We start from the raw sequence: 23,290 nt of genomic DNA, 5'->3' as shown, positions 1-23,290 counted from the left end.
CCAAAGGGCCGGACCGTTGGATGTGATTTACGGGGTGATAGCGGCCAGGTCGACTTCCCAGCCCTCGTCGATGAGATCGTTGACGACCTTCGCCACGCCTGCGGCCGTAGGGAAGATCAGTCATTTCACCAGGAGTTCATTGAATTTGATGATCTTCTCCGGACCCTTCGGGCCGTTGTCGACGAGGAGGCCGGAGGCGAACATCTGCCAGTTGGTGACGTCCTTCGGCGACGGTGAAGTACAAGAACATCGACCCGCTGTTGGGCCTCGCTCCGGCCGGCTTCGGTGGCCAGACGGAGCGGGGTCCACCGAGCTTCGACCGCCGGGGCGAGAGGAACGCTCCGAACGTCTTGCCGTTGTCTCCCGCCGCAGACCCCGCGGCTCGTGTCCCGTCGGCTACAGAACGCCACCGTACCCAGAGCCGTGGTCCAGGTGCAGGGGAATCACCGTTGATCGCGGCCCTCCCGGGAGAGGCGAGCCGGTGCTTCGAGCGGCGAGATCTCGGCCACGAGAGGACCTGCGGACCGGGCCGGGCCGCTCAGGAGGGCGCGGGCACGGTGCCGGTGGGATCGAGGACGACCACCGGGATGGTGCGCCGGGTCTTGGCCTCGTAGGAGTGGTAGACGGGGGCGAGGGTGGTCATGAGCTGCCAGAGGCGTTCGCGTTCGGGGCCTTCGGCGGTGTGGGCGCGGGCGGTGAAGTGGTGGGCGAGGATTTGGATGCGGACCTCGGGGTGGGCGGTGATGTTGAGGTACCACTGGGGGTGGGTGTGGGTGATGGGGCCGCCGGAGCCGACGAGGATGTAGCGGCCGGAGTCCTCGCCGTAGAAGAGGCCGGTGCGGTAGCTGCGGCCGGACTTGCGGCCCCGGTGGGTGAGGATGAGGTTGGTCATCCCGGCTTCCATGTGACCGCTGGCGCCGTCGGTGGCGATGTAGCGGCGTACGTGCTCGGCGACGGAGGGGTCGGGGCTGTCGATGACCGGGTGGTCCTGGGCTGACATGAGGGGCTCCTGGGTCTGTGAGGGGGGCTCAGTGGGCGGCGGCGAGGCCTTGGGCGAAGCCGCCGTCGACGGGGAGTTCGACGTTGGTGGTGAAGGTGGCGTCGGAGGCGAGGAAGAGGGCGGCGGCCACTTCCTCGGGGGTGCCGATGCGCTGGAGGGGGGTGGTCTCGTCGCCCTGGCGCTCGAAGGCGGCGCGCTCCTCGGCCGTCAGACCGGCCGAGCCCATCGTGGGGGTCTTGATGAAGCCGGGGGCGACGGAGTTGACGCGGATCCTCCGGGGGAGGAACTCGGCCGCGAGGACGTGGGCGAAGGCGCGGGTGGCCTCCTTCGAGGCGGAGTAGGCGCTGAGTCCGGGGAAGACGAGGTCGTTGGCGACCGTGGTGAAGACGATCGATCCGCCGTTCTCCAGCAGGGGCGACAGGGCCTGGACGGTGAAGAAGGCCCCTTTGGTGTTGACGGCGAAGTGACGGTCCCAGGACGCCTCGGTGACCTCGGAGAGTTCGGCGAACTCCGCGATGCCGTGGTTGAGGAAGAGATGGTCGACGCGGCCGAGCTTCTCCTGCGCGAAGTCGGTGAGGGCCGCGATGTCGGCCATGCTGGCGGCGTCGGAGCGTACGACGTGGGCGGCCTCGCCCCTGAGTTCCGTACGGGCCTCTTCGAGGGTCTTCTCGCCGCGGCCCGTGAGGACGACCTCCGCCCCTTCGGCGAGCAGGGCCTTGACGATCGCGAGGCCCATGCCGTGGGTGCCGCCCGTGACGACGGCCCTCCGGCCCGTGAACCTGCTCATGGTGACTCCTTGGGAGGTGGGTTGGCGCCGGCTGCTGGAACGACTCTGCGGGAGGGCGCTTTCGATTCGCCCGCGATCCGCTGTCGGTCGCTGTCGGGCCGCTGACGGCCGGGCGCGGCCGTACGCTGAACCGATGCGCTTCGGGGTACTGGGACCACTGGCCGTGTGGACGGCGGACGGCGAACTCGCGGCGGTCCCCGAGGCGAAGGTGCGCGTTCTGCTGGCCGCGCTGCTGGTCACGCCGGGGGAGGTCGTGCCGGTGGACCGGCTGGCGGAGGACATCTGGGGCGGGACGCCGCCCGTGCGCCGGGCCGGGGCGCTCCAGACCCTGGTGTCCCGGCTGCGCAAGGCGCTGGCGGCGGCCGGTGCCGGAGGGGACGGGGCGGTGGTGCACCGCCCGCCGGGGTACCGGCTGCGAGTGGACGGCGGCGCGGTGGACGCGGAGCGCTTCCTGACGCTGGCGGGCCGGGCCCGGGGGGTGGCCGATCCCGGGGAGCGGGCGGCCGGGTTCGCCGAGGCGCTCGGGCAGTGGCGGGGGCCCGCGTTCGCCGGGTTCGCGGACGAGCCGTTCGCCAGGGCGGCGGCGGCGCGGCTGGAGGAGCAGCGTCTTCTCGTACGGGAGGAGCAGGCCGAGGCCCGGCTTCAGCTCGGGGAGTACGGCCCGCTCGCCGGTGAACTCGGGGAGCTGGCCGAGCGCCATCCCCTGCGGGAGCGGCTGCGCGCGGCCCATATGCGGGCGCTGTACGGCAGCGGGAGGGCGGGCGAGGCGCTGGAGGTCTACCGGGAGGTGCGCCGGCTGTTCGCCGAGGAGCTGGGGCTGGAGCCGGGGCCCGAACTGGCCGCGCTTCAGCGGGAGATCCTCGGCCGGACCTCCCGGACCTCCCGTGTCTCCCGGACCTCCCGGACCCCGGCGCCGGAGCTGCCCGCCCCGGTCTCCGGGCTGATCGGGCGGTCGCGGTCGGTGGCCGAGGTGCGGGAGCTGCTCGCGGGGCGTCGGCTGGTGACGCTGACCGGGCCCGGCGGGGTCGGGAAGACCCGGCTCGCCCTGGAGGTGGCGGGCGGGGCGGCCGGGGAGCTCTTCCCGGACGGGGTGCGGCTGGTGGAACTCTCCGGTGTGGCGCGCTCGGCCGGGGCCTCGGGGGCCGTGGTGGACGAGCTGGCGGAGGTGGCGGCCGTCGCGCTCGGCATCCGGGACGACGCCCGGCCCGGCTCGCTGCCGCCGTCGGCGGCCGGCAGCCCGCACCCGCTGGCGGACCGGCTGGCGGACGCGTTGCGGGACCGGCGTCTCCTCCTCGTACTGGACAACTGCGAGCATGTGATCGAGGCCGTCGCGGCGCTGGCGCGGCTGCTGCTGCGGGCCGCGCCCGGGGTGCGGCTGCTGGCCACCAGCCGTGAGCCGCTGGCGATCTCGGGCGAACAGCTGTGGACGGTCCCGCCGCTGGACGTGCCGGAGCCGGGGGCCTCGTACGCGGAGGTGGCGCGGTCGAGCGCGGTCCGGCTCTTCGTGGCGAGGGCCGCCGCCGCGTCGCCCGGCTTCACCCTGTCCGAGGACGACGCCGAGGCGGTCGCCGCCGTCTGCCGCCGCATGGACGGCATTCCGCTCGCCGTCGAGCTGGCGGCCAGCCGGCTGCGCGCCCTGGGCGTGGCCGCGCTCGCCGAGCGGCTCGACGACCGCTTCGGGCTGCTGACGAGCGGACGGCGGGACGCGCCGGAGCGGCAGCGGACCCTGCGGGCGGTGATCGACTGGAGCTGGGAGCTGCTGACCGCCGCCGAGCGCACGGTGCTGCGCCGGCTGGCCGTCCACTCCGACGGCTGCACCCTGGAGGCCGCCGAGGCGCTCTGCTCCGGGGACGGGGTGAAGCCCGGCGAGGTCCTCGACCTGCTGGCCCGGCTGGTGGACCGGTCGCTGGTCGTCGTCGCCCACGGCGCGCGGGACGGGGCCGACGGCCTCGAAGGGCCGGGGCCGCGCTATCGGCTGCTGGAGTCGGTGGCGGCGTACTGCGTGGAGAGACTGCGGGCGCACGGTCCCGGGAGCGGGAGCGAGAGCGAGCGCGGGAGCGAGTACGACCGGCTGCGCCGCGCCCATCTCCGCCACTACACCGAGCTGGCGGAGCGGGCCGAGAGCAGGTTGCGCGGCGGCGATCAGCAGCGCTGTCTGCGCCGTCTCGACGCCGAGGCGGCCAATATGCGCGCCGCCCTCGACACCGCCGTCGCCACGGCGGACGGCGTGCTCGCCCGGCGTCTGGTCCGCGCCCTGGCCTGGTACTGGTTTCTGCGGGGGCGGCTCACGGAGGCGAGGCGTTCCATGGCCACGGCGCTGGCCGTCGGCGCGGACGGGTCGGGCGAGGACGGGCCCGGCGACGACCGCGCGCAGGTGGCGGCGTGGCACGCGGGGATGACCCTGCTGGCGGGCGACCCGCTGGAGTCCGGGCGGGTGAGCCGGGTGCCACTGCGGCTGTACGAGGACATGGCCCGCGCCGGTGGGACGGGCGGACCGGGCTGGTTCCTCGGTTACGCCGCGACCTTGCTGGGGTCCATGGAGGCCGGCGAGGAGCTGGTGCGCCGGACCCTCGCCGACGCCCGGGCGCGCGGCGACCGCTGGGGTGTCGCGGCGGCTCTGAGCGTACGCGGCGTGCAGCGCTATGTGCTCGGTGATCTGGCGGGCTCCCGGGCCGACGCCGGGGCGAGCCTCGGTCTCTTCCGCGATCTCGGCGACGAGTGGGGCCGGTTGCAGGCCCTCGGGGTGCTGGGCAGGCTCGCGGAGATCGAGGGCGACTACCGGTCCGCCGAGGCCGAGCACCGGAGCGGTCTGCGGATCGCCGAGAGTCTCGGCCTGTGGGCCGAGGCCTCCGTCCGCTGGTCCGAACTGGGCCGGATCGCCCTTCTGGAGGGCGACCACGCGCGGGCCGAGGAGCTGCACCACCACGGCCGGCGGCTGGCCGTGCGCCACGCCGACCACCGCGCCCAGGAGTTCGCGGAGCTCGGACTCGCGCTCGGGGCCCGGCGTCAGGGGCGGCTCGCGGAGGCCGAGTCCGCCCTGCGCACCTGGCTGGAGTGGAACCGTCTCTTCGAGGCCGAGAACGGCACCGCCCTCATCCTCGCCGAACTCGGCTTCATCGCCGAACTCCGGGGCGACCACGACGCCGCCCTGAAACTCCACACCGAGGGCCTGGCCGCCGCCCGCGCCACCGGGGACCCCCGGGCCGTCGCCCTCGCCCTGGAGGGCCTGGCCGGCGCGCACCGGCTGGGTGGCCGCCCCGAACTCGCCGCCCGGCTCCTCGGCACCGCCGCCCGCGCCCGTACCGCCGTACGGGCCTCGCTGCCGCCGGCCGAACGCGGCGACGTCGACCGGGTCACGGCCGCCGTCCGTACGGCCCTGGGCGATGCCGGCTTCGCCGCCGCGTTCGCACGGGACGTGACGCCGCCGTGACGCCGTCGGGGGGCCCGTCGGGACGCCGCGCGGATTCTTCTGTGGGCAGAGAGGGGTGGTGCGGGTGCGGCGGCGGGGGGAGAGTCGGGGCATGAGACTTCTGGTGCTGGGTGGTACGGAGTTCGCGGGACGGGCCGTCGCGGAGGCCGCGGTGGCACGCGGGTGGGAGGTGACGCTGTTCAACCGGGGGCGGCGGGAGGGCCCGGCCGGAACGCGGCGGCTGGTGGGCGACCGGACGCGGGCGGACGGGCTGGAGGCGCTGCGGGACGGCGAGTGGGACACGGTGGTCGACACCTGGGCCACCGCGCCCCGGGTGGTGCGGGACTCGGCGCGGCTGCTGGCCGGAAGGGTCGGGCACTACACCTATGTGTCGAGCTGTTCGGTCTACGCGTGGCCGCCGGCCGTCGGGTTCGACGAGAGCTCCCCCGTGGTGGAGTCCTCGGCGGACGCGGAGGACGTCCCGTACGCGGAGGCGAAGCGCGGCGGCGAGCTGGCCGTGACGGAGGCCTTCGGCGCGGAGCGGTCGCTGCTGGTGCGGGCCGGGCTGCTGCTGGGGCCGTGGGAGAACATCGACCGGCTGCCGTGGTGGCTGCGGAGGATCCGGCGGGGCGGTCCGGTGCTCGCGCCGGGGCCCCGGGACAACGCGCTCCAGTACATCGACATCCGGGATCTCGCCGAGTGGACGCTGTCCGCCGCCGAGGCCCGGCTGAGCGGCCCGTACAACCTGGTGAGCGAGCCCGGACACACCACGATGGAGGAGCTGCTGACGGCCTGTGCCGAGGTCACCGGCTCCTCGGCGGAGCTGCGGTGGACGGAGCCGGGGGCGATCATCGAGGCCGGGATAGAGCCGTGGACACAGCTCCCGGTGTGGGTGCCGCGCACCGAGGCCGAGCTGTACAACGCGGTCTACCGGGTGAGCGTCGGCAAAGCGCTGAGGGCCGGACTGCGGTGCCGGCCGGTCCGGGAGACGGTCGCCGACACCTGGGAGTGGATGCTGAGCGCGGACGGCTCGGGCGGCCGGCCGCCGCGCCGGGCGGTGGGGCTCGCTCCCGAGCTGGAGGCGAAGGTGCTGGGGCTGTAGGCCCGGATGACACCCGGGGGTGGTGCTGGGTACACCCCGGCCCGGTGGCGGGGCCCAGTGACCGCGGGCGGCGGGCGGGACAGACTTGAGCCCTGACCACGTACAGCCGGGGGGACGTCCATGAGCATGACGCACGCGCGAGAGGCGGTGGTGGCGGCCTGGCGGGGGCTCGCGCTGGCGCTGCTGGGGCTGATCGGATCGGTCGTCCTCCTCGTACTGGCGGTGGTCTCCGTCGCGCTGATACCGATCGGGGTGGGCCTCTTCACCACCCCGCCGGTGCTGCGGCTGGTGCGGGCGCACGCCGCGCGGCGGCGGCTGCTGGCCGCCCAGTGGTCGGGCCGCCGGATCACGGCCGGGCGCAGGCAGGTCCCACCCGGTGCGACCGGGCTCGCCGCGCGCTGCTCGCTGCTGCTGAGGGACCCGGCGACCTGGCGCGATCTCCAGTGGCTGCTGGTGGACATGAGCGCCGGGGCGGCGCTCGCGCTCCTCGCGCCCTGGCTGATCGTGCAGGGTCTCTTCGGTGTGCTGCTCGCCGCCGGGCTGTGGATCCCGATCGTCGCCGCCGAGGATCCCTACTGGTTCCTCTTCGTCCCGGTCGGCGGGTGGGGTACGGGCGGGCTCGCCGGGCTGCTGGGGCTCGCGTTCCTCACCGTCGCGGTCAAGGCCAACCCGGCGCTGGTGCGCGCCCACTTCCGGCTGACCGGCGCGGTGCTCCAGCCCGGCCGCGAGGGCCGGCTGGAGGAGCGCATCGAGCGGCTCACCGAGAGCAGGCACGACGCCCTGGACACCTCGGCGGCCGAGCTGCGCCGGATCGAGCGGGATCTTCACGACGGGGCGCAGGCCCGGCTGGTGGCGATGGGCATGCAGCTGGGGACGGTGGAGGCGCTGATCGAGAAGGACCCGGCGCGGGCCAGGGAACTCCTCGCCAGGGCGCGCGAGTCCTCGGCCGAGGCGCTGACCGAGCTGCGCGGTCTGGTGCGGGGGATCCATCCGCCGGTGCTGGCCGAGCGCGGGCTGGGGGACGCGGTCAGGGCGCTGGCGCTGCGGCTGCCGGTGGACTCCGAGGTGACCGTGGAGCTGTCGGGGCGGGCCGAGGCCCCGGTGGAGTCGGCGGCGTACTTCGCGGTCAGCGAGGCGCTCGCCAACGCGGTCAAGCACGCGGACGCCGACCTGATCCGGGTGGATCTCTCGCACACGGGCGGCTCGCTGCGGATCACGGTCGCCGACGACGGCCGGGGCGGGGCCGTCGCGGGTTCCCGCACGGGGACCGGGCTCGCGGGGATCGAACGCAGGCTCGGTACATTCGACGGCGTCCTGGCCGTCAGCTCGCCCGAGGGCGGCCCCACCACGGTCAGCATGGAGATCCCTTGCGCGTTGTTCTAGCCGAAGACCTGTTTCTGCTCCGGGACGGTCTGGTGCGGATGCTGGAGGCGTACGGCTTTGACGTCCTCGCCGCCGTGGAGAGCGGGCCCGAACTCACCAGGGCGCTCGCGGAGCTGGAGCCCGACGTGGCCGTCGTGGACGTCCGGCTGCCGCCGTCCCACACCGACGAGGGCCTCCAGTGCGCGCTGGCCGCGCGGCGGGCCAGGCCCGGGATGCCGGTGCTGGTCCTCTCCCAGCATGTGGAGCAGCTGTACGCGCGTGAGCTGCTGGCCGACCGGCGGGGCGGGGTCGGCTACCTCCTCAAGGACCGGGTCTTCGACGCGGACCAGTTCATCGGCGCGGTGCGGCAGGTGGCCCGGGGCGGCACGGCGATGGATCCGGAGGTGATCTCCCAGCTGCTCTCCCGGCGGGCGCGGGACGAGCCGATGGGCGGGCTGACACCGCGTGAGCTGGAGGTCATCGAGCTGATGGCGCAGGGCCGCTCCAACGCGGCGATCGCCGAGCGGATGACGGTGACCGAGCGGGCGGTGGCCAAACACACCTCGAACATCTTCGCCAAGCTGGGGCTGCCGGTCTCCGACGACGACAACCGCCGGGTGCTGGCGGTGCTCGCGTATCTGGACCGGGGGGCTGCCGCCTGACGGCGGCTCGACCGGGGGTTTCCGGCCCGGGGCCGGGGTTGGGCGCCTCGCGTGCCCGGGCGGGCTCCCTCGGCCGGGCCCCGGCGGAGGCGGGGCGGGCGTCACGGGCGTTGCCCGCCGGATCCCTCGCTCAGACACCACCGGCCGGGCGGCGGCCACACCGGTCACGGCCCTCGCCGCGCGGGCCGCGCGCCTGCGACATCCCCGGCCGGGGAACCCTCACCGAGGTGGGCGAAGCCCCTGAGCAGCCGCCGCCCGACGGCGGCTCGGCCCCGGCCCGGGGCTCTCGCCACGCCGGGCGTTCCCGCCGCCGGGGAAGGTTCGGGAGGCGTGCGCCGGGGGCGCAACTCCCGTGACGGGGGCGGGGGGTGTGGCTCGCGCGCCGGGGGGCGGGTGGGCGGATCGGGCCATGGCGCTGCCGTACCACCGCACCGCGGGGGCGGGTGCCCGATAGCCTGCGGCACGCAGGCACCGGCTGTGACGTGGGTAACACGGAGGCGCTGATGTTCGAGCTGTCGAGACGCAGGGTTCTGGGGACGGCGGGGGCGATCGGGGTGGGCACGGCCCTCGCCGGGCAGGGGCCGGCCGCCGGTGCGACGGGGCCGCCCCGGCGGGCGGGCGCGGCGCTGGATCTGACCCCGGCGCGGGCCGCGCTGCGGCGGCTGCTGCCGGACCACGAGGACCAGTTCCTGCTGCGGGAGCTGAGCGGGCCCGAGCGGTTCCGGGTGACCGGGAGCACGGGCCGGATCGAGGTGGCGGGGACCTCGGCGGCGGTGCTGCTGACCGGGGTGCACTGGTATCTGAAGTACACCTGCCGGGCGCATGTCTCCTGGTCGGGCAGCCGGCTCGACCTGCCCGCGAAGCTGCCCGCGCCGGCCCGCGCGCTGGAGCGGTCGGCGACGGTGCCGCACCGGTTCGCGTACAACGACACCCATGACGGCTACACAGGACCGTACGCCGACTGGGCGCGCTGGGAGCGGCTGATCGACGTGCTCGCCCTGCACGGCTGCAACGAGGTGCTGGTGACGACCGGGCAGGAGGCCGTCTACCACCGGCTGCTGATGGACTTCGGCTACTCGGACGAGGAGTCCCGCACCTGGCTGCCCGCGCCCTCGCACCAACCGTGGTGGCTGCTCCAGAACATGAGCGGGTACGGCGGCCCGCTCTCCCCCGCGCTGCTGGCGGCCCGGACCGAACTGGGGCAGCGGATCACCGCGCGGCTGCGGGAGCTGGGCATGCGCCCGGTGCTGCCCGGCTACTTCGGCACCGTCCCGGACGGCTTCGCCGCCCGCAACCCCGGCGCGCGGACCGTCCCCCAGGGCAGCTGGAACGGGCTCCCCCGGCCGGACTGGCTCGATCCGCGCACCCCCGTCTTCGCCGAGCTGGCGGCGGCCTTCTACCGGCATCAGGAAGAACTCTTCGGCGGGGCCGACTTCTTCAAGATGGACCTGCTGCACGAGGGCGGCAGCGCCGGGGACGTCCCGGTCGCCGCCGCCGCGCGCGCCGTCGAGACCGCGCTGCGCACCGCCCGGCCCGAGGCGACCTGGGTGATCCTGGGCTGGCAGGCCAATCCGCGCCCGGCACTGCTGGACGCCGTCGACACCGGCCGGGTGCTGATCGTGGACGGGCTCTCCGACCTGGACACGGTCACCGACCGGGAGAAGGAGTGGGGCGGCGCGCCGTACGCGTTCGGCACCATCCCCAACTTCGGCGGGCGCACCACGATCGGCGCGAACACCGACCGGTGGACGGCGAGGTTCACCGCCTGGCGGGACAAGCCGGGCAGCGCGCTGGTGGGCACCGCGTACATGCCGGAGGCGGCCGAGCGGGACCCGGCGGCGCTGGAGCTGTTCAGCGAGCTGGCGTGGCGCGAGGAGCGGATCGACCGGGAGGCCTGGTTCACGGAGTACGCGCGGATCCGGTACGGCGGGAAGGACGCGGCGGCCGAGGAGGCGTTCGGCGCGCTGGCGGCCACCGCGTACCGGCTGACGAGCGCGGACGGCCGGCCGCACGACTCGCTCTTTCTGCGCAGGCCGAATCTGACCTCGGCGATCGGCACGGCCTTCGATCCGGCGGGCTTCGACCGGGCGTTCGCGGCGCTGCTGCGGGTGCAGGAGCCGCTGCGCGACTCCGACGCGTACCGCCACGACCTCACCGACCTCGCCCGGCAGGCGCTGGCGAACCGTTCGCGGACGCTTCAGCTGGCGCTGCGCTCCGCGTACGGCGCGAAGGACGTCGAGAGCTTCCGGGGGATCTCCGCGCTCTGGCTGAGGCTGATGCGGCTGGCCGACACCATGGCGGGCTGTCATCGGTCGTTTCTGCTCGGGCCGTGGCTGGAGGACGCCAAGCGGCTGGCGACCAGCCCCGCCGAGGCCGTCGAGCTGGAGCGGACCGCGCGGGTGCTGGTGACGACCTGGGGCGACCGGACGGTGGCCGGGCACTTGAGCAACTACGCGAACCGGGACTGGCACGGGCTGATCGGCGATGTCCATGTGCCGCAGTGGGAGGCGTTCCTGGCGGAGGCGGCGACGGCGCTCGCCGAGGGCCGCGCGCCGAAGTCCTTCGACTGGTATCCGGCCGAGGAGGCGTGGACGGTGGACCGGCGGGCGTATCCGGTGCGGCCCACCGGGGACGCGTACCGGGTGGCGACCCGGGTGCGGGACACCCTGGCGACCGCGCCGTACCAGGGGCACACGACCCTCTCGGCGGAGCCGGCCGCGCTCACCCCCGGCGGCTCGGCGACGGTGACGGCGAGCTTCCGCAATCTGAACGGTCTGCGCGCCGCCGGCCGGGTCGATCTCGCGCTGACCGGGGCCGAGCTGGCCCCCTCGCCGCAGGGTCCGACCGCGCTGCCGGGGGTGCCGGCGGGCGGCTCGGGCTCGGTGTCCTGGCGGGTGAGCGCCCCGGCCGAGCCGCTGGCGGAGCCGCTGCGGGCGCTCCCGTACGAACTGGGGGTGCGGTACGGGCCGCTCGGCGAGGACCGGGTCGCGGTCGTCCAGCGCGGGACGCTGCACATGGCCGCGCCGCTGGCCGCCGGGTGGCGGACCTTCACCAGCAACGCGGCCGTCTTCGGCCAGCTCGGGGAGCGGTTCGCGGTCAACGGCGCGGGCAATGACCTGTGGCGGGGGACGGCGCACTTCGGCACGGCGTACCGCGAGGGCGCGCTGACGCCGGGGGTGAGCGTGCTGCTGCGGGTGGACACGCAGGAGAACACCGCGCCCTGGGCGCGGGCGGGGATCGTGGCGCGCGACGATCTGGCGGTGCAGGGCGGTCCGGGTTTCGTGAATCTCGCGGTGACTCCGGGGCAGGGCGTGGTGTTGTCGTACGACTCGAACGGCGACGGGACGCTGGATGTGTACCGGCGGGTGACGGGGGTGCGGGCCCCGGTGCTGCTGCGGCTGACCAGGGAGACGGGGACGGCGCTCGCGGGCTCGTTCACGGGCGCTTTCTCGGTGGACGAGGGGGTGAGCTGGCGGACGGTCGGCACGGTGGGCGTGCCGGGGGCGGGGGCGGCGCAGGACGTGGGGCTGTTCATGACGGCCATGAACGGCGGGAGCGGGGCGCGGGGCACGGTGCGGTTCAGCGGCTGGGAGGTCGGCACCGCCGTCACCGGGTGATGTGAGGGTGCGGCCCGGATGCGGGTCGCACCTCTGTCATCTCGCCCTACCCATCAGTACATTGACGGCATGTCTAATACGCGGCCCGTACTGGCGGCCCGCCGGGTCTCCTTCGACTGGGCGGACACCCCGCTCCACTGGGTCCCCGGCGACCCGTTCACCACCCACACCATCAATGTGCTGCATCTGCTGCTGCCGGCCGGTGAGCGCTGGTTCGTCCAGGTGTACCAGCAGGTGCTGCCGCACATCACGGACGAGGAACTCCGCGCCGACGTCATCGGCTTCATCGGGCAGGAGGCCGTGCACGCGGCGGCGCACGACGAGGTCCTCCCCCAGCTGCGGCGGCTCGGTCTGGACCCCACGCCCTACACCGCACAGGTCGACTGGCTCTTCGGGAAGCTCCTCGGCGACCGGACCCTGCCGCCCGGCCGGGCGAGCCGCTGGTGGCTGTGGGAGCGGGTCGCGCTGATCGCCGCGATCGAGCACCACACCGCCTTCCTCGGCGACTGGGTGCTCAACGCGAAGGAGCTGGACCGGTGCGGCGCGGACCCCACCATGCTGGATCTGCTGCGCTGGCACGGGGCCGAGGAGGTGGAGCACCGCTCGGTGGCCTTCGAGCTGTTCCAGCACGTCGACGGCTCCTACCGGCGGCGGGCGCGGACCTGGGCGACGGCCTTCTCCGCGCTGGTCTTCCTCTGGCAGCGCGGGACCCGCTTCTTCCTGGCCAACGACCCGACGCTGACCGGCGGGCGGGCGAGCCTCGCGCAGTACTACGGCGCGGGCCGCCGGGGAGTGCTGCCCGCCCTCCCGGACGTGCTGCGCTCCGGGCCGCGCTATCTGAGCCGGGGCTACCACCCCCGGGACGAGGGGGACACGGCCCAGGCCCTCGCCTATCTCGCCACGTCCCCCGGCGCGAACCCCACGGACCGCACGGACCGCACGGACCGCGTCGAAGGGGGCCGCTGAGATGCCGCCGCGCCCGCTCACCCTCGCCCTCACCGCCGGGGCCGGGGCCGGGGCCGCGCTGCTCGCCCGGCGGGCCCGGCGGGCCCTGCGCCGCCGGGTCGCGCACTTCCCGCTCTGGCCGCTGCCCGCCCTCCCGGAGCCGGTCTCGGGACGGGGAGGAGGCAGCAGTCCGTCGCGGGCCCGCCGGGTCACCGTCACCGAGCGCACCACCCCCGCCGAGGGCGTCGTACGGCTCCGGCTGGCCGGGGACGGGCCGGACGGGCTGCCGCCGTGGCGGCCGGGGGCCCATCTCGATCTGGTGCTCCCCTCCGGACTGGTCCGGCAGTACTCGCTCTGCGGCGATGTGGCCGACTCCGCCGCGTACACCGTCGCCGTCCGGCTGGCCGAGAACGGCCGGGGCGGCTCCCGCGAGATCCACGAGCGGCTGCACCCGGGCACGGAGGTGGAGATCCGGGGCCCGCGCGACCGCTTCCCGCTGGTCCCCTCCCCCGCGTACCACTTCGTCGCGGGCGGCATCGGCATCACCCCGCTGCTGCCGATGCTGTACGCGGCCGAGGCGGCGGGCGCGCGATGGCGGCTGCTGTACTGCGGGCGCTCGCGCGCCTCGATGCCCTTCCTCGCGGAGATCGCGGCGCTCGGCGGGGACCGGGTCACGGTCGTCGCCGGGGACGAGAGCGGAAGGCCGGAGCTGGGCTTCCTCGCCTCGCTGCCCAAGTCCACGGCCGTCTACTGCTGCGGTCCCGGCCCGCTGATGGACGCCGTCGCCGGGCTGCTCCCGAAGGACCGGCCGCCCCGGCTGGAACGGTTCACCGGCGGCGGGCCGGGCGACGGGGGCCCGTTCGAGGTCGAGCTGAGCCGCTCGGGGCGCACCGTCCCCGTCGCGGCGGGGCAGTCGGTGCTGGCCGCCGTGCTGACCGAGCTGCCGGACCTCGCGCACTCCTGCCGCCAGGGCTTCTGCGGCACCTGCCGGCAGCGGGTGCTGGCGGGCGAGGTGGACCACCGCGACGAGCTGCTCACCGACGCCGAGCGGACCGAGCAGATGCTGATCTGCGTATCGCGCTGCCACGGCGGCGGGCGGCTGGTACTCGACCTGTAGAACTGGTGCGCGGAGGCCAGTCGGTAGGGTATGCCCATGACGACCGGGGTACGCCGCAGGATGGGCGTCGAGGAGCGCAGGCAGCAGCTGATCGGTGTCGCGCTGGAACTGTTCAGCGCCCGCTCCCCCGACGAGGTCTCGATCGACGAGATAGCGGCGGCGGCCGGGATCTCCCGGCCGCTCGTCTACCACTACTTCCCCGGCAAGCAGAGCCTGTACGAGGCGGCGCTGCGGCGCGCCGCCGACGAGCTGGCCACCCGCTTCGTCGAGCCGCGCGAAGGCCCGCTGGGCGCGCGGCTGCTGCGGGTCATGAAGCGGTTCTTCGACTTCGTGGACGAGCACGGGCCGGGCTTCTCCGCGCTGATGCGCGGCGGCCCCGCCGTCGGCTCCACCACCACGAACGCGATGATCGACGATGTCCGGCAGGCCGCCTACGACCAGATCATGTCCCATCTCGACATCGCGGAGCCGCCGGTCCGTCTCACCCTGGTGGTGCGCTCCTGGGTCTCGCTGGCCGAGGCGACCGCGCTGCTCTGGCTGGACGGCCGGGAGATCCCCCGCGCCGAGCTGGAGCTCCAGCTGGTGCACGACTTCGCGGCGCTGTGCGCGGTGAGCGCGGCGTACGACGACGGCATGGCCGCCGTGGTGGTGCGGATCCTGGAGCAGGAGCCGCTGGAAGGCCCGTTCGGCGAGCTGGTGGACCGGCTGATGGCGATCGCGCCGACGGTGATGGAGCAGGTCGTCGCCGACCGTACGGCCTGAGACAGGGAAACGGCCCCGGGACCCTGAAGGCAGGGACCCGGGGCCGTCCTGTGTGCGCTGGTGGCTCAGCCGCGCTGGAAGACGGCGACCGTCCGGGCGGGCACCGAGAAGGTTCCCGTCTCCCTCTCGTACGCCGAGGACTTGACGGTCGCGTCCGCGCCGCCGGCCTGGACGGGGTGGAGCGCGTACCGCTCCCCGGCGGTCCCGGCGGGCCGCTGGGTGTGGCGCTCGGGTGTCGCGTTGAAGACGACGACCAGGTCACCGGCGCGCATGGTGATCACACCGGGTGTCTCGTTCGGGCCCGAGAGCGGGAAGGAGACCGTCGAGCGCACCTGTTCGGCGGTGGCGAGACCGAAGACCGGCTCGGTGGTGCGGATCTTCAGCAGATCCCGGTGGGCGGCGGACGCCCCGTCGATCTGCGGGCAGCCGACGGTGAGCGAGGGGGCGCTCAGCAGCGGCCTGCCGTGCTCCCACTTGTCCCGGTTGTCGGCGGCGGGCGGCAGCCCCCGGCCGAAGCCGTTGCCGGCGCGGCACTCCCAGTGGATCGCGTTGAACCAGTCGCCGCTGTCGTAGGAGTTGCGGTCGAGCGACTTGGAGCGCAGCAGATCGGTCCCGGCCTGGGAGAGCGCGGGCCCCTGGGAGAGCGTCGCCGTGGCCATGGCGAGGACCTGCGCCCTGGCCCGGTCGGCGGGCGGGGTGTCCTTGGGGAGCTTGAACGCGAGCGCGTCGTAAAGCGTCTCGTTGTCGTGGGCGTCGGCGTCGGCGAGCGCGTCGCCCGGGGCGTCCGCGTACCCCGCCGGGGCTCCGTTGTAGTCGATCTGGGAGCCCTTGACGGTGCGGCCCCGGCTGTCGGTGAAGGTGTAGTCGGCGAGATTGCCGGTCAGGCCGACCTTGATGAGGTCCTGGTAGTGCAGCAGCCGGGCGCGCTGCTGTGCGCGGTCGCCGTTGTCGGCCGCCGGGTTGGGGTCGGTGTAGAGGCCGGAGGCGAAGCCCTGGACGCCGGGGTCGGCGTCGAAGGGGCCGCCGCCGCGCACCGCGTCGCGGGCCCGGTCGGAGAAGGTGGCGATGCCGGTGCCGGCCATGTTCTTCTGGGTGGCCTGGACGAAGCGGGCGTCGTCGGCGATCTCGCCGAAGTTCCAGCCCTCCCCGTAGAGGACGATCTTCTTCCCGTCGACGCCGTCGCGGGCCGTGGTCAGCCGGTCCAGGGCCGCGCGGACGGCGAGCATGTTCGCCTTGGGGTGGTGGCCCATCAGGTCGAAGCGGAAGCCGTCGACCTTGTACTCCCTGGCCCAGGTGACGACGGAGTCCACCACCAGCTTGCCCATCATCGCGTTCTCGGGGGCGGTGTTGGCGCAGCAGGTGGAGGTGGCGACGGAGCCGTCGGCGAGCAGCCGCTGATAGTAGCCGGGGACGATTCTGTCGAGTACGGACTTCTCGGACTGGCCGGCGGCCACGGTGTGGTTGTAGACCACGTCCATGACGGTGCGCAGGCCCTGGCCGTTCAGCGCGGCGACCATCTCACGGAACTCGACGGTGCGCCGGGCGCCCTCGGGGTCGGAGGCGTAGGAGCCCTCGGGGACGGTGTAGTGCAGGGGGTCGTATCCCCAGTTGTAGGCGTCCTTCGCGGCGGCCTCGGCGACGCAGGCCTGTTGTTCGGCGGAGTCGGGGGCGTACACCGAGAGGTCGCACGCGGGTTCTTCGCGGTCGGACTCGCGCTCGGGGATGGTGCCGATGTCGAAGGCGGGCAGGAGGTGGAGGTAGGAGGTTCCGCTGTCGGCGAGCTTCTTGAGGTGCTTGCTGCCCGCCGAGTCGCGGTCGGTGAAGGCGCGGTACTGGCCGGGGTGTTTCGCCGTGCGGTCCGCGATGGAGAAGTCGCGGATGTGGAGTTCCTGGATCTGGGCGTCGCGCAGCGGGACGGCGGCGGGCTTCTTCAGGTTCCGCCAGCCCTTGGGGGCGAGTTTCGGGTCGGTGAGGTCGACGGCGATGCTCTGGACGGAGTCGGTGGTCAGGGCGGTGGAGTAGGGGTCGGTGACCTTGTTCACCACCGTCTTCTGAACACTGGGGGCCCAGACGGTGACCCGGTAGCGGTACGGCTCGCCGCGCCAGCTGCGGGGGCCTTTCGCCGACCAGACGCCGCTGGCGTCGTCGCGGCGCATGGGCACGGTCCTCCCGTCGAGTTCGAGCGCGACGGTACGGGCGGTGGGGGCCCAGAGGGAGAGGGTGACCCCGTCGGGGCCGAAGACCGGTCCGAGGGCGGCGCGGGTGGCCCGGGCCGCGTACAGATCGTCGAGCACTCCGGCGGTCTGCACCCCGGTGGCGGCGAGCAGCGCGCCCGAGGCGTTGCGCTGGGTGGCGATGAGCTGGCCGCGCAGGGAGTCCCGTACCCGCTCGGCGTCGCGCGGGTCGACGGTGAACGCCGGGTATTCCCGGAGGTGCGGGTACGCGGCGCGCTGGGCCTCGGTCAGTGCGCCGGGGGCGAGCCGCAGCCAGCGGCCCTCGTCGCTGAGCGCGCCGCCGGTGACGGAGATCGGGCGGCCCGCCGCGTAGACCAGCTGCTGGCTGGTGGCCTCGGTGGCCTTCACCTTCCAGACGACGGTGTCGCGGTCGATCCACTGCGCCTCGGCCTTGCCGAGGTCGAGCGAGGGAACCGCGCCGGCCTGCGGGAGCAGGGGCTTCGGCTCTCCGGAGAGCAGCCAGACCTCGTTGCCGTGGGTGGCGAGGTCGAGGGACTGGTCGCCGGGGAGGTCCTTCTCGTCGCCCTTGTGGAGGATGTGGCTGAGCGAGGTCGCGCCGGGTGCGAGGGGGACCTCGAAGGTCACTCCGTACGCGTCCTTCCGGACGGGCGTCAGCGGCTCGGCCCAGTCGGTGGGGTTCGCCGCGCCGTTCCAGACGTGGAGGCCCCAGCCGTCGTAGTCGCCCCCGGGGCGCTGGTAGTGGATGACGGCCTTGCCCTTGTCCTGCGGCGGATAGGTCCCGGCGGGGGCGGTTTCGCGCTGGCCGTCCCGGCCCTGGGTGATCCAGACCTGGCCGGTGCGGGAGAGGTCGATCTCGCGCCGGGGCCCGTCGGGGACGCCGTCCTTCTCGACGGTGTACGGGAGCGTCGTCGCGCCCTCGGGGAGCTTGACCCAGGCGAACGCGCCGTGGGCGTCGCGGCCGGTGAAGGCGGCGGCGGTGCCCCCGGCGCGCAGCCGCCAGCCCGCGTAGTCCCCTTCGGGGCGCTGGTAGTGGACGACGGCCCAGTCGCGGTCGACGGCGACGGGCTTGGCGGGCGGGGGCGTCGCTCCGGCGGTGGTGGAGCCGGTGGCGCTGTCGGTGCGGCCCGCCGCGTCGACGACGACCGCCTTGTAGCGGAGCGGGGTGCCCGCCTCGACGGTGGCGTCGAGGTACTGGGTGACCCGGTAGGGGGCGTGGTCGGCGGAGCCGAGGGTGCGCCAGGGGCCGTCGCCGATCTGCGCGGCGAAGACGACCCTGCCTCCGGCCGCGCCGGGGTCGGCGTCGATCTCGACGGTGCCGGTGGCTCCGGGGGCGGGGGCCCTGAGGCTGAGCACGGGCTGTGCGGTGGGCTTCGGCCGCGCCTTGTCCGCCCTCAGTACGAGGGAGGTCAGGGGCGGGACGGTGACGGTGAGCCGGCCGGCCGCGTCGGTACGGGGTGTGGTGTCACCCCCGTACAGCGTGTGGAAGGCGGTGTTCGGGGAGTCGGTGGTCAGCTCGACGGTCCGGGGCCCGGTGCCGCTGTTGACGGCGACGAGGTACTCGCGGCGCTCGGCCGCGTCGGTGCGGGAGTGGGCGTAGACCTGGCCTTCCGCGTACCGCTGCCGCTGGACTCCGTCGCGGAGCGCCGGGTGGGCCTTGGTCAGTTTCGACAGCTCGGCGATGGAGCGGTAGAGCGGGTGGCCGGTGTCGTAGGCGTCGGAGGCGTGGGTGCGGTCGGTGCCGAGCTGGTCGTCGTCGAGGTAGTCGGGGGTCCGGGAGGCGAAGAGGGTCTGACGGGAGTCCTTGTCGCCGCCCGCTCCGGTGAAGCCCTGTTCGTCGCCGTAGTAGATGACCGGGTTGCCCCGGCTGAGGAACATCAGCTCGTTGGCGAGGCGGGCGCGGCGGGTGAGTTCGGCGTCGCCGGCCCGGGGGTTGTCCTGTTGGAGGAAGGTGCCGATGCGGCCCATGTCGTGGTTGCCGAGGAAGGTCACCTGCTCATAGGCGTTGGCCTTGTCGGTGGTGTAGCGGTAGTCCTGGGCGAAGACCTTGGCGAGCCGGTCGGCGGGGGCCCGCTGGGAGGCGACGGCGCGGGCCGCGTCCTGGAAGGGGAAGTCGAGGGTGGAGTCGAGCCGGCCCCGGGTCACATAGGGCGCGGTGACCGCCGGGTCGCCGGAGTAGACCTCGCCGAACATGAAGAAGTCGTCCCGGCCGCGCCGGGCGGCGTACTCGTCGAGGGCGGTGGCCCACTGGGTCCAGAACTCCATGTCGACGTGTTTGACGGTGTCGATGCGGAAGCCGTCGATGCCGAAGTCGCGGACCCACTTCTGGTAGATCTTCTCCATGCCCCTGACGACCTCGGGGCGCTCGGTCCACAGGTCGTCCAGGCCCGCGAAGTCGCCGTGCTCGGAGCTTTCGCCCGCGAAGGTGGAGTCGCCCCGGTTGTGGTACATCGTGGGGTCGTTGAGCCAGCCGGGGACCTTCTCCCGGTCGCGGGGGCGCGGGGTGTACGGGAAGGAGTCGGCGCCGACCCTGCCGATGCGCTCACGGTCGGCGGCGTCGAAGGGGCGGCCGGTGCGGTCGAGGTAGGGGTACGCGCCCTTGGGCTTGTAGCCGTACTTCTTCTCGGCGTAGTCGACGGTGTCGGCGGTGTGGTTGGTGATGACGTCGAAGAAGACCTTCATGCCCTTGGCATGGGCCTTGTCGATGAGGGCCGTCAGATCGGCGTTGGTGCCGAAGTGGGGGTCGACCTGGGTGAAGTCGGTGATCCAGTAACCGTGGTACCCGGCGGAGGTTCCCCCAGAGCCTCCGGCCTGGGAGGTACCCCCATTGCCCTCGCCCTGCACCGGCCGGTTCTTGAAGATCGGCGCGAGCCAGATGGCGGTGGTGCCGAGGCCCTTGATGTAGTCCAGCTTGCCGGTGAGCCCCTTGAGGTCGCCGCCCTGGTAGAAGCCCTTGTCGGTGGGGTCGTGCCCGTGGCTGAGCCTGGAGCCGGTCAGTCCGCCCCGGTCGTTGCGGCGGTCGCCGTTGGCGAAGCGGTCGGGGAGGACGAAGTAGAACTGCTCCCTGGTGAGGTCGTGGCGGGCGGGTTCGGCGGCGAGCTGTGCATCCGAGGGCGGCTTGGGCGGCTTCTTCGCGGGGGCGGCGAAGGCGGGGGCGCCGGGCAGCAGGGTGGCGCAGAGGGCGGCGGTCAGTGCGACCGCCGCCGTTCTGGGGCGTGTCAAGAGTGTCTCCAGTGCTGGGTACGAGGGCGGCCCGCCCCCCGGCTCAGGCGCAGTTCTTCGCGCCGGCGTGGAGGGCGAGGGCGGTGCCGGGGGCCAGGGTGGCGGTGAGACGGCTGGAGCCGTCGACGGTCACCGGGCGGCGGGACTGGACGTCGCAGTAGGTTCCGGCGGGCAGCGAGGTCTGGAAGGTCCGGCTCAGCGGGGTGGTGGTGTGGTTGACGGCGAGATACGCCTTGTCGCCCCGGCCGAAGGCGATCCGGTCGCCGCCGTCGTCCCACCAGTCGGTGACGGGCTGTCCGTGGGCGGTGTTGCGGAAGGCGACCATGGCGGCGATCTCCGGCCAGGCGTGCTGGCACTTCCAGCCGTCGCTCCAGCAGGCCGTGACCCGGCCGCCGTTCGGCGGGCCCGCGTCCTTGTCGCTCCACTCGTAGCCGGAGTGGACGTCGGGCGAGCCGTAGGGCCAGGCCAGCATGAAGACGTTCGCGAGGGTGTAGGCGGAGCCGTCCTTGTAGTTGAGGGTGTCGCCGAGGCGTTCGGTGTCGTGGTTGTCGACGAAGACCCCGGCCTTCGCGGACGGCAGATAGCCCCAGCCCTCGCCGTAGTTCTTCAAGTAAGCGAGGTTCTCGCGCTGGAAGACCCGCTTGAGGTCGCGGGCGTGGCGGAACTCCTGCACATCGCCGCTGCCGAGATACTCGCCCGGCGAGACGGCCTCTCCGTCGCCGTGGATCGCCTCCTGCTTCCAGTAGACATCGGGCCTGGTCAGCCGGGACTTGATGTGCGCGAGGTCGGCGGCGGGCATATGTTTGGCCGCGTCGATCCGGAAGCCCTCGACGCCGAGGGAGAGCAGGTCATCGAGGTAGGCGGCGATGCGGCTCCGGACGTACTCCTCGCCGGTGTCGAGGTCGGCGAGGCCGACGAGTTCGCAGTTCTGGACCTGGTGGCGGTCGCGGTAGTCGGCGATCGCCGAGCGGCAGTCGTCCAGGTCGAAGCCGGAGTAGACGCCGGGGTAGTTGTACTTGGTGTAGGCGGAGCCTCCAGTGCCGGTTCCGTCGCCCGCCGCCATGTGGTTGATCACCGCGTCGGCGACGACCTTCACCCCGGCCGTGCGGCAGGTGTTCACCATGGCGGCGAAGGAGGCCCGGTCGCCGAGCCGGCCCGCGATCCTGTAGCTGACGGGCTGGTACGAGGTCCACCACTGGTCGCCCCGGATGTGTTCCTGGGGCGGCGAGACCTGGACATAGCCGTAGCCGTCCGGTCCGAGCCGCTCGGTGCAGGCGCGGGCGACCGAGTCGAAGCGCCACGCGAAGAGGACGGCGGTCACGTCCTTCGGGCCGGGCGGCGCGGCCACGGCCTCCGGCGCGGGGGCGGTGACGGCGATCGCCGCCCCGGCCGTCAGTGCGAGCAGGGCGGCGAGGGGTCGGCCGACCCCGGCTCTGGGTATGCCGGACATGTTTCCTCCTGCACAACGCTGTGCGTACGTGGGGGAAGTGCGGGTGCGGGTGTGCTCCGAAGCGCTCGCGGGCTTCTCTGAAAGTTGCTGATGGATCTTGCAGGTTCTTGCAGCAACTGGCCCGACCCGCCTGCCAGCAGACGGTAGGAGGCGTACTGACTGGAGGTCAACCCCTGGGGACTATCCGGGACATCTGTAGGACACAGGGAGGTCACAACATCGAAATCTTGCCGTTTTCTTTCTGCAAGGTCTTTCGCAAAGTCTTGCAAGACTGTTAACTTCACGCCGCAGCAGCCCAGCCCGAGGACAGGCGGGGCCTGACCTCAATGGGGAGATCATGATGCGCAGAGGAATAACGGTCGCCGCGATCGCCGGCGTACTGGCCCTGACCGCCACCGCGTGCGGCGGCGACAGCGGCAGCGGCGGGGACAGCAGCGGCAAGAAGGCCGCCGAGGACCCGCAGAGCGTGTCGGGCTCCATCACCTGGTGGGACACGTCCAACGAGGCCGAGGGCCCCACGTACGACAAGCTCATCGCCGCCTTCCAGGCCGAGTACCCGAAGATCAAGGTGAACCGGACCTCGGTCTCCTTCGACCAGGCGGAGCAGAAGTTCAAGACCGCCGCCCAGTCCGGCAAGGGCGCGCCGGACGTCATCCGCACCGATGTGGGCTGGTCCGCCGGGTTCGCCAACCTCGGCTATCTCCAGCCGCTGGACGGCACCCCCGCGCTGGAGGGCGCGGAGGACTTCCTGCCCGGCCCGCTCTCCACCGCCAAGTGGAACAACGAGACGGTCGGCGTGCCGCAGGTGACCGACACCCTGGCCCTGCTCTACAACAAGAAGATCTTCAAGGAGGCCGGCATCGCCGCGCCCCCGGCCACCTGGGACGAGTTCATCGCCGCCGCGAAGACCATCAAGAAGAAGACGGGCGTCACCGGCACCCAGCTCAACCCCGAGGGCTACTTCTCGCTGCCGTTCCTCCACGGCGAGGGCGCGGACATGCTCGACGTCGACGGCAAGAAGATCACCGTCAACTCGGCCGAGGGCGTCAGGGCCATGGAGACCGCCCTGAAGCTGGCCGGGTCCGACGTCGCCCTCAAGCCCGCCACCACCGACGGCTATGTCGCGGCCCAGACCTCCTTCAAGGCCGGCGAGGTCGCCATGATCCTCAACGGGCCGTGGTCGGTGAGCGACAGCTACGCGGGCAAGGCGTTCAAGGACAAGGACAACCTGGGCATCGCCAATGTCCCGGGCGGCTCGGCCGGCAAGGCGGGAGCGCCCATCGGCGGCCACAACTACTCCGTCTACCGGGGCTCGAAGAACAAGGACGCCTCGTACCTCTTCGTGAAGTTCATGGCCTCGAAGAAGAGCCAGGAGCTGACCGCCAAGGAGATCAACACGCTCCCGACGCGGAAGTCTGCGTACACCGCCGAGGTCACCGCCGACCCGGCGAAGAAGGCGTTCCAGCAGGCGCTGACCGTCGCGAGGCCCCGGCCGGTGATCCCCGGCGTCGGCGATCTCTTCGTCGCCTTCGACCAGCACTACGTGAAGATCCTGCGCGGCGACGTCTCCCCGAAGGACGGCCTCGACGCCCTCGCGAAGGAGTGGAACAGCAAGCTCCTGAAGGACTACACGACCACCGGCTGACGAGGCCCACGCACCCAC

12 protein-coding genes and 1 pseudogene are annotated in these 23,290 nt (G+C 73.3%); 9 read left to right on the top strand and 4 right to left on the bottom strand.

Annotated features, from left to right (window positions below; translation table 11 throughout):
- Positions 1-538: 538 nt before the first annotated feature.
- A complete protein-coding gene (locus ABD371_RS10090) occupies positions 539-1,000 on the bottom strand; it encodes a nitroreductase family deazaflavin-dependent oxidoreductase (protein ID WP_344475069.1) in 462 nt (153 codons plus the stop codon).
- Between the two features lie 28 nt (positions 1,001-1,028).
- Positions 1,029-1,787, bottom strand: a complete 759-nt coding sequence (locus ABD371_RS10085; RefSeq protein ID WP_344475067.1) for an SDR family oxidoreductase — start codon at positions 1,785-1,787, stop codon at positions 1,029-1,031.
- 133 nt (positions 1,788-1,920) lie between these two features.
- On the opposite strand from ABD371_RS10085, the gene ABD371_RS10080 reads away from it, so the two are divergent.
- From ABD371_RS10080 to ABD371_RS10045, 8 genes are all read left to right on the top strand, one after another.
- Complete coding sequence (locus ABD371_RS10080) at positions 1,921-5,217, top strand: AfsR/SARP family transcriptional regulator (protein WP_344475065.1); 3,297 nt, start codon at positions 1,921-1,923, stop codon at positions 5,215-5,217.
- A gap of 91 nt (positions 5,218-5,308) precedes the next feature.
- On the top strand, positions 5,309-6,298 hold the full coding sequence (locus tag ABD371_RS10075) for an NAD-dependent epimerase/dehydratase family protein (RefSeq protein ID WP_344475063.1): 990 nt from the start codon (positions 5,309-5,311) through the stop codon (positions 6,296-6,298).
- A 120-nt stretch (positions 6,299-6,418) separates the two neighbouring features.
- Positions 6,419-7,681, top strand: coding sequence for a sensor histidine kinase (locus tag ABD371_RS10070; protein WP_344475061.1), 1,263 nt, complete (start codon positions 6,419-6,421; stop codon positions 7,679-7,681).
- Entirely contained in the window at positions 7,666-8,322 is a 657-nt protein-coding gene (locus ABD371_RS10065) for a LuxR C-terminal-related transcriptional regulator (RefSeq protein ID WP_344475059.1), read from the top strand. Before ABD371_RS10070 ends, ABD371_RS10065 begins: the two co-directional genes overlap by 16 nt.
- A gap of 503 nt (positions 8,323-8,825) precedes the next feature.
- Positions 8,826-11,939, top strand: coding sequence for an alpha-N-acetylglucosaminidase (locus tag ABD371_RS10060; protein WP_344475737.1), 3,114 nt, complete (start codon positions 8,826-8,828; stop codon positions 11,937-11,939).
- 69 nt (positions 11,940-12,008) lie between these two features.
- The gene (locus tag ABD371_RS10055) at positions 12,009-12,905 is read left to right on the top strand and encodes a metal-dependent hydrolase (protein ID WP_344475057.1); all 897 of its coding nucleotides are present in this window, start codon (positions 12,009-12,011) and stop codon (positions 12,903-12,905) included.
- A gap of 1 nt (position 12,906) precedes the next feature.
- The gene (locus ABD371_RS10050; protein ID WP_344475055.1) at positions 12,907-14,001 is read left to right on the top strand and encodes a PDR/VanB family oxidoreductase; all 1,095 of its coding nucleotides are present in this window, start codon (positions 12,907-12,909) and stop codon (positions 13,999-14,001) included.
- A gap of 36 nt (positions 14,002-14,037) precedes the next feature.
- Positions 14,038-14,763, top strand: a complete 726-nt coding sequence (locus ABD371_RS10045; protein ID WP_344475053.1) for a TetR/AcrR family transcriptional regulator — start codon at positions 14,038-14,040, stop codon at positions 14,761-14,763.
- A 65-nt stretch (positions 14,764-14,828) separates the two neighbouring features.
- Here ABD371_RS10045 and pulA read toward each other — a convergent pair whose 3' ends face one another.
- Positions 14,829-20,177 (bottom strand): pullulanase-type alpha-1,6-glucosidase, encoded by a 5,349-nt coding sequence (gene pulA / locus ABD371_RS10040; RefSeq protein ID WP_381733394.1) that lies wholly within the window; start codon positions 20,175-20,177, stop codon positions 14,829-14,831.
- Positions 20,178-20,226: 49 nt separating this feature from the next.
- Positions 20,227-21,627, bottom strand: a pseudogene (locus tag ABD371_RS10035) (alpha-amylase); the annotation flags it as partial.
- Between the two features lie 340 nt (positions 21,628-21,967).
- Here ABD371_RS10035 and ABD371_RS10030 point away from each other — a divergent pair.
- Entirely contained in the window at positions 21,968-23,272 is a 1,305-nt protein-coding gene (locus ABD371_RS10030) for an extracellular solute-binding protein (RefSeq protein WP_344475051.1), read from the top strand.
- Positions 23,273-23,290: the final 18 nt, after the last annotated feature.

It is taken from the genome of Streptomyces amakusaensis (genome assembly GCF_039532665.1).
Taxonomy (GTDB): domain Bacteria; phylum Actinomycetota; class Actinomycetes; order Streptomycetales; family Streptomycetaceae; genus Streptomyces; species Streptomyces amakusaensis.
Note: the sequence above shows the minus strand (reverse complement) of the source record. Positions and strands in the feature narration are given on the sequence as shown.

Excerpts from the sequence above, each read along its gene's own strand:
- ABD371_RS10070 (WP_344475061.1), top strand. The coding sequence starts at position 6,419 with ATGAGCATGACGCACGCGCGAGAGGCGGTGGTGGCGGCCTGGCGGGGG.
- ABD371_RS10050 (WP_344475055.1), top strand. The coding sequence starts at position 12,907 with ATGCCGCCGCGCCCGCTCACCCTCGCCCTCACCGCCGGGGCCGGGGCC.
- ABD371_RS10045 (WP_344475053.1), top strand. The coding sequence starts at position 14,038 with ATGACGACCGGGGTACGCCGCAGGATGGGCGTCGAGGAGCGCAGGCAG.
- ABD371_RS10085 (WP_344475067.1), bottom strand. The coding sequence starts at position 1,787 with ATGAGCAGGTTCACGGGCCGGAGGGCCGTCGTCACGGGCGGCACCCAC.
- ABD371_RS10080 (WP_344475065.1), top strand. The coding sequence starts at position 1,921 with ATGCGCTTCGGGGTACTGGGACCACTGGCCGTGTGGACGGCGGACGGC.
- ABD371_RS10055 (WP_344475057.1), top strand. The coding sequence starts at position 12,009 with ATGTCTAATACGCGGCCCGTACTGGCGGCCCGCCGGGTCTCCTTCGAC.
- ABD371_RS10090 (WP_344475069.1), bottom strand. The coding sequence starts at position 1,000 with ATGTCAGCCCAGGACCACCCGGTCATCGACAGCCCCGACCCCTCCGTC.
- ABD371_RS10075 (WP_344475063.1), top strand. The coding sequence starts at position 5,309 with ATGAGACTTCTGGTGCTGGGTGGTACGGAGTTCGCGGGACGGGCCGTC.
- ABD371_RS10030 (WP_344475051.1), top strand. The coding sequence starts at position 21,968 with ATGCGCAGAGGAATAACGGTCGCCGCGATCGCCGGCGTACTGGCCCTG.
- ABD371_RS10060 (WP_344475737.1), top strand. The coding sequence starts at position 8,826 with ATGTTCGAGCTGTCGAGACGCAGGGTTCTGGGGACGGCGGGGGCGATC.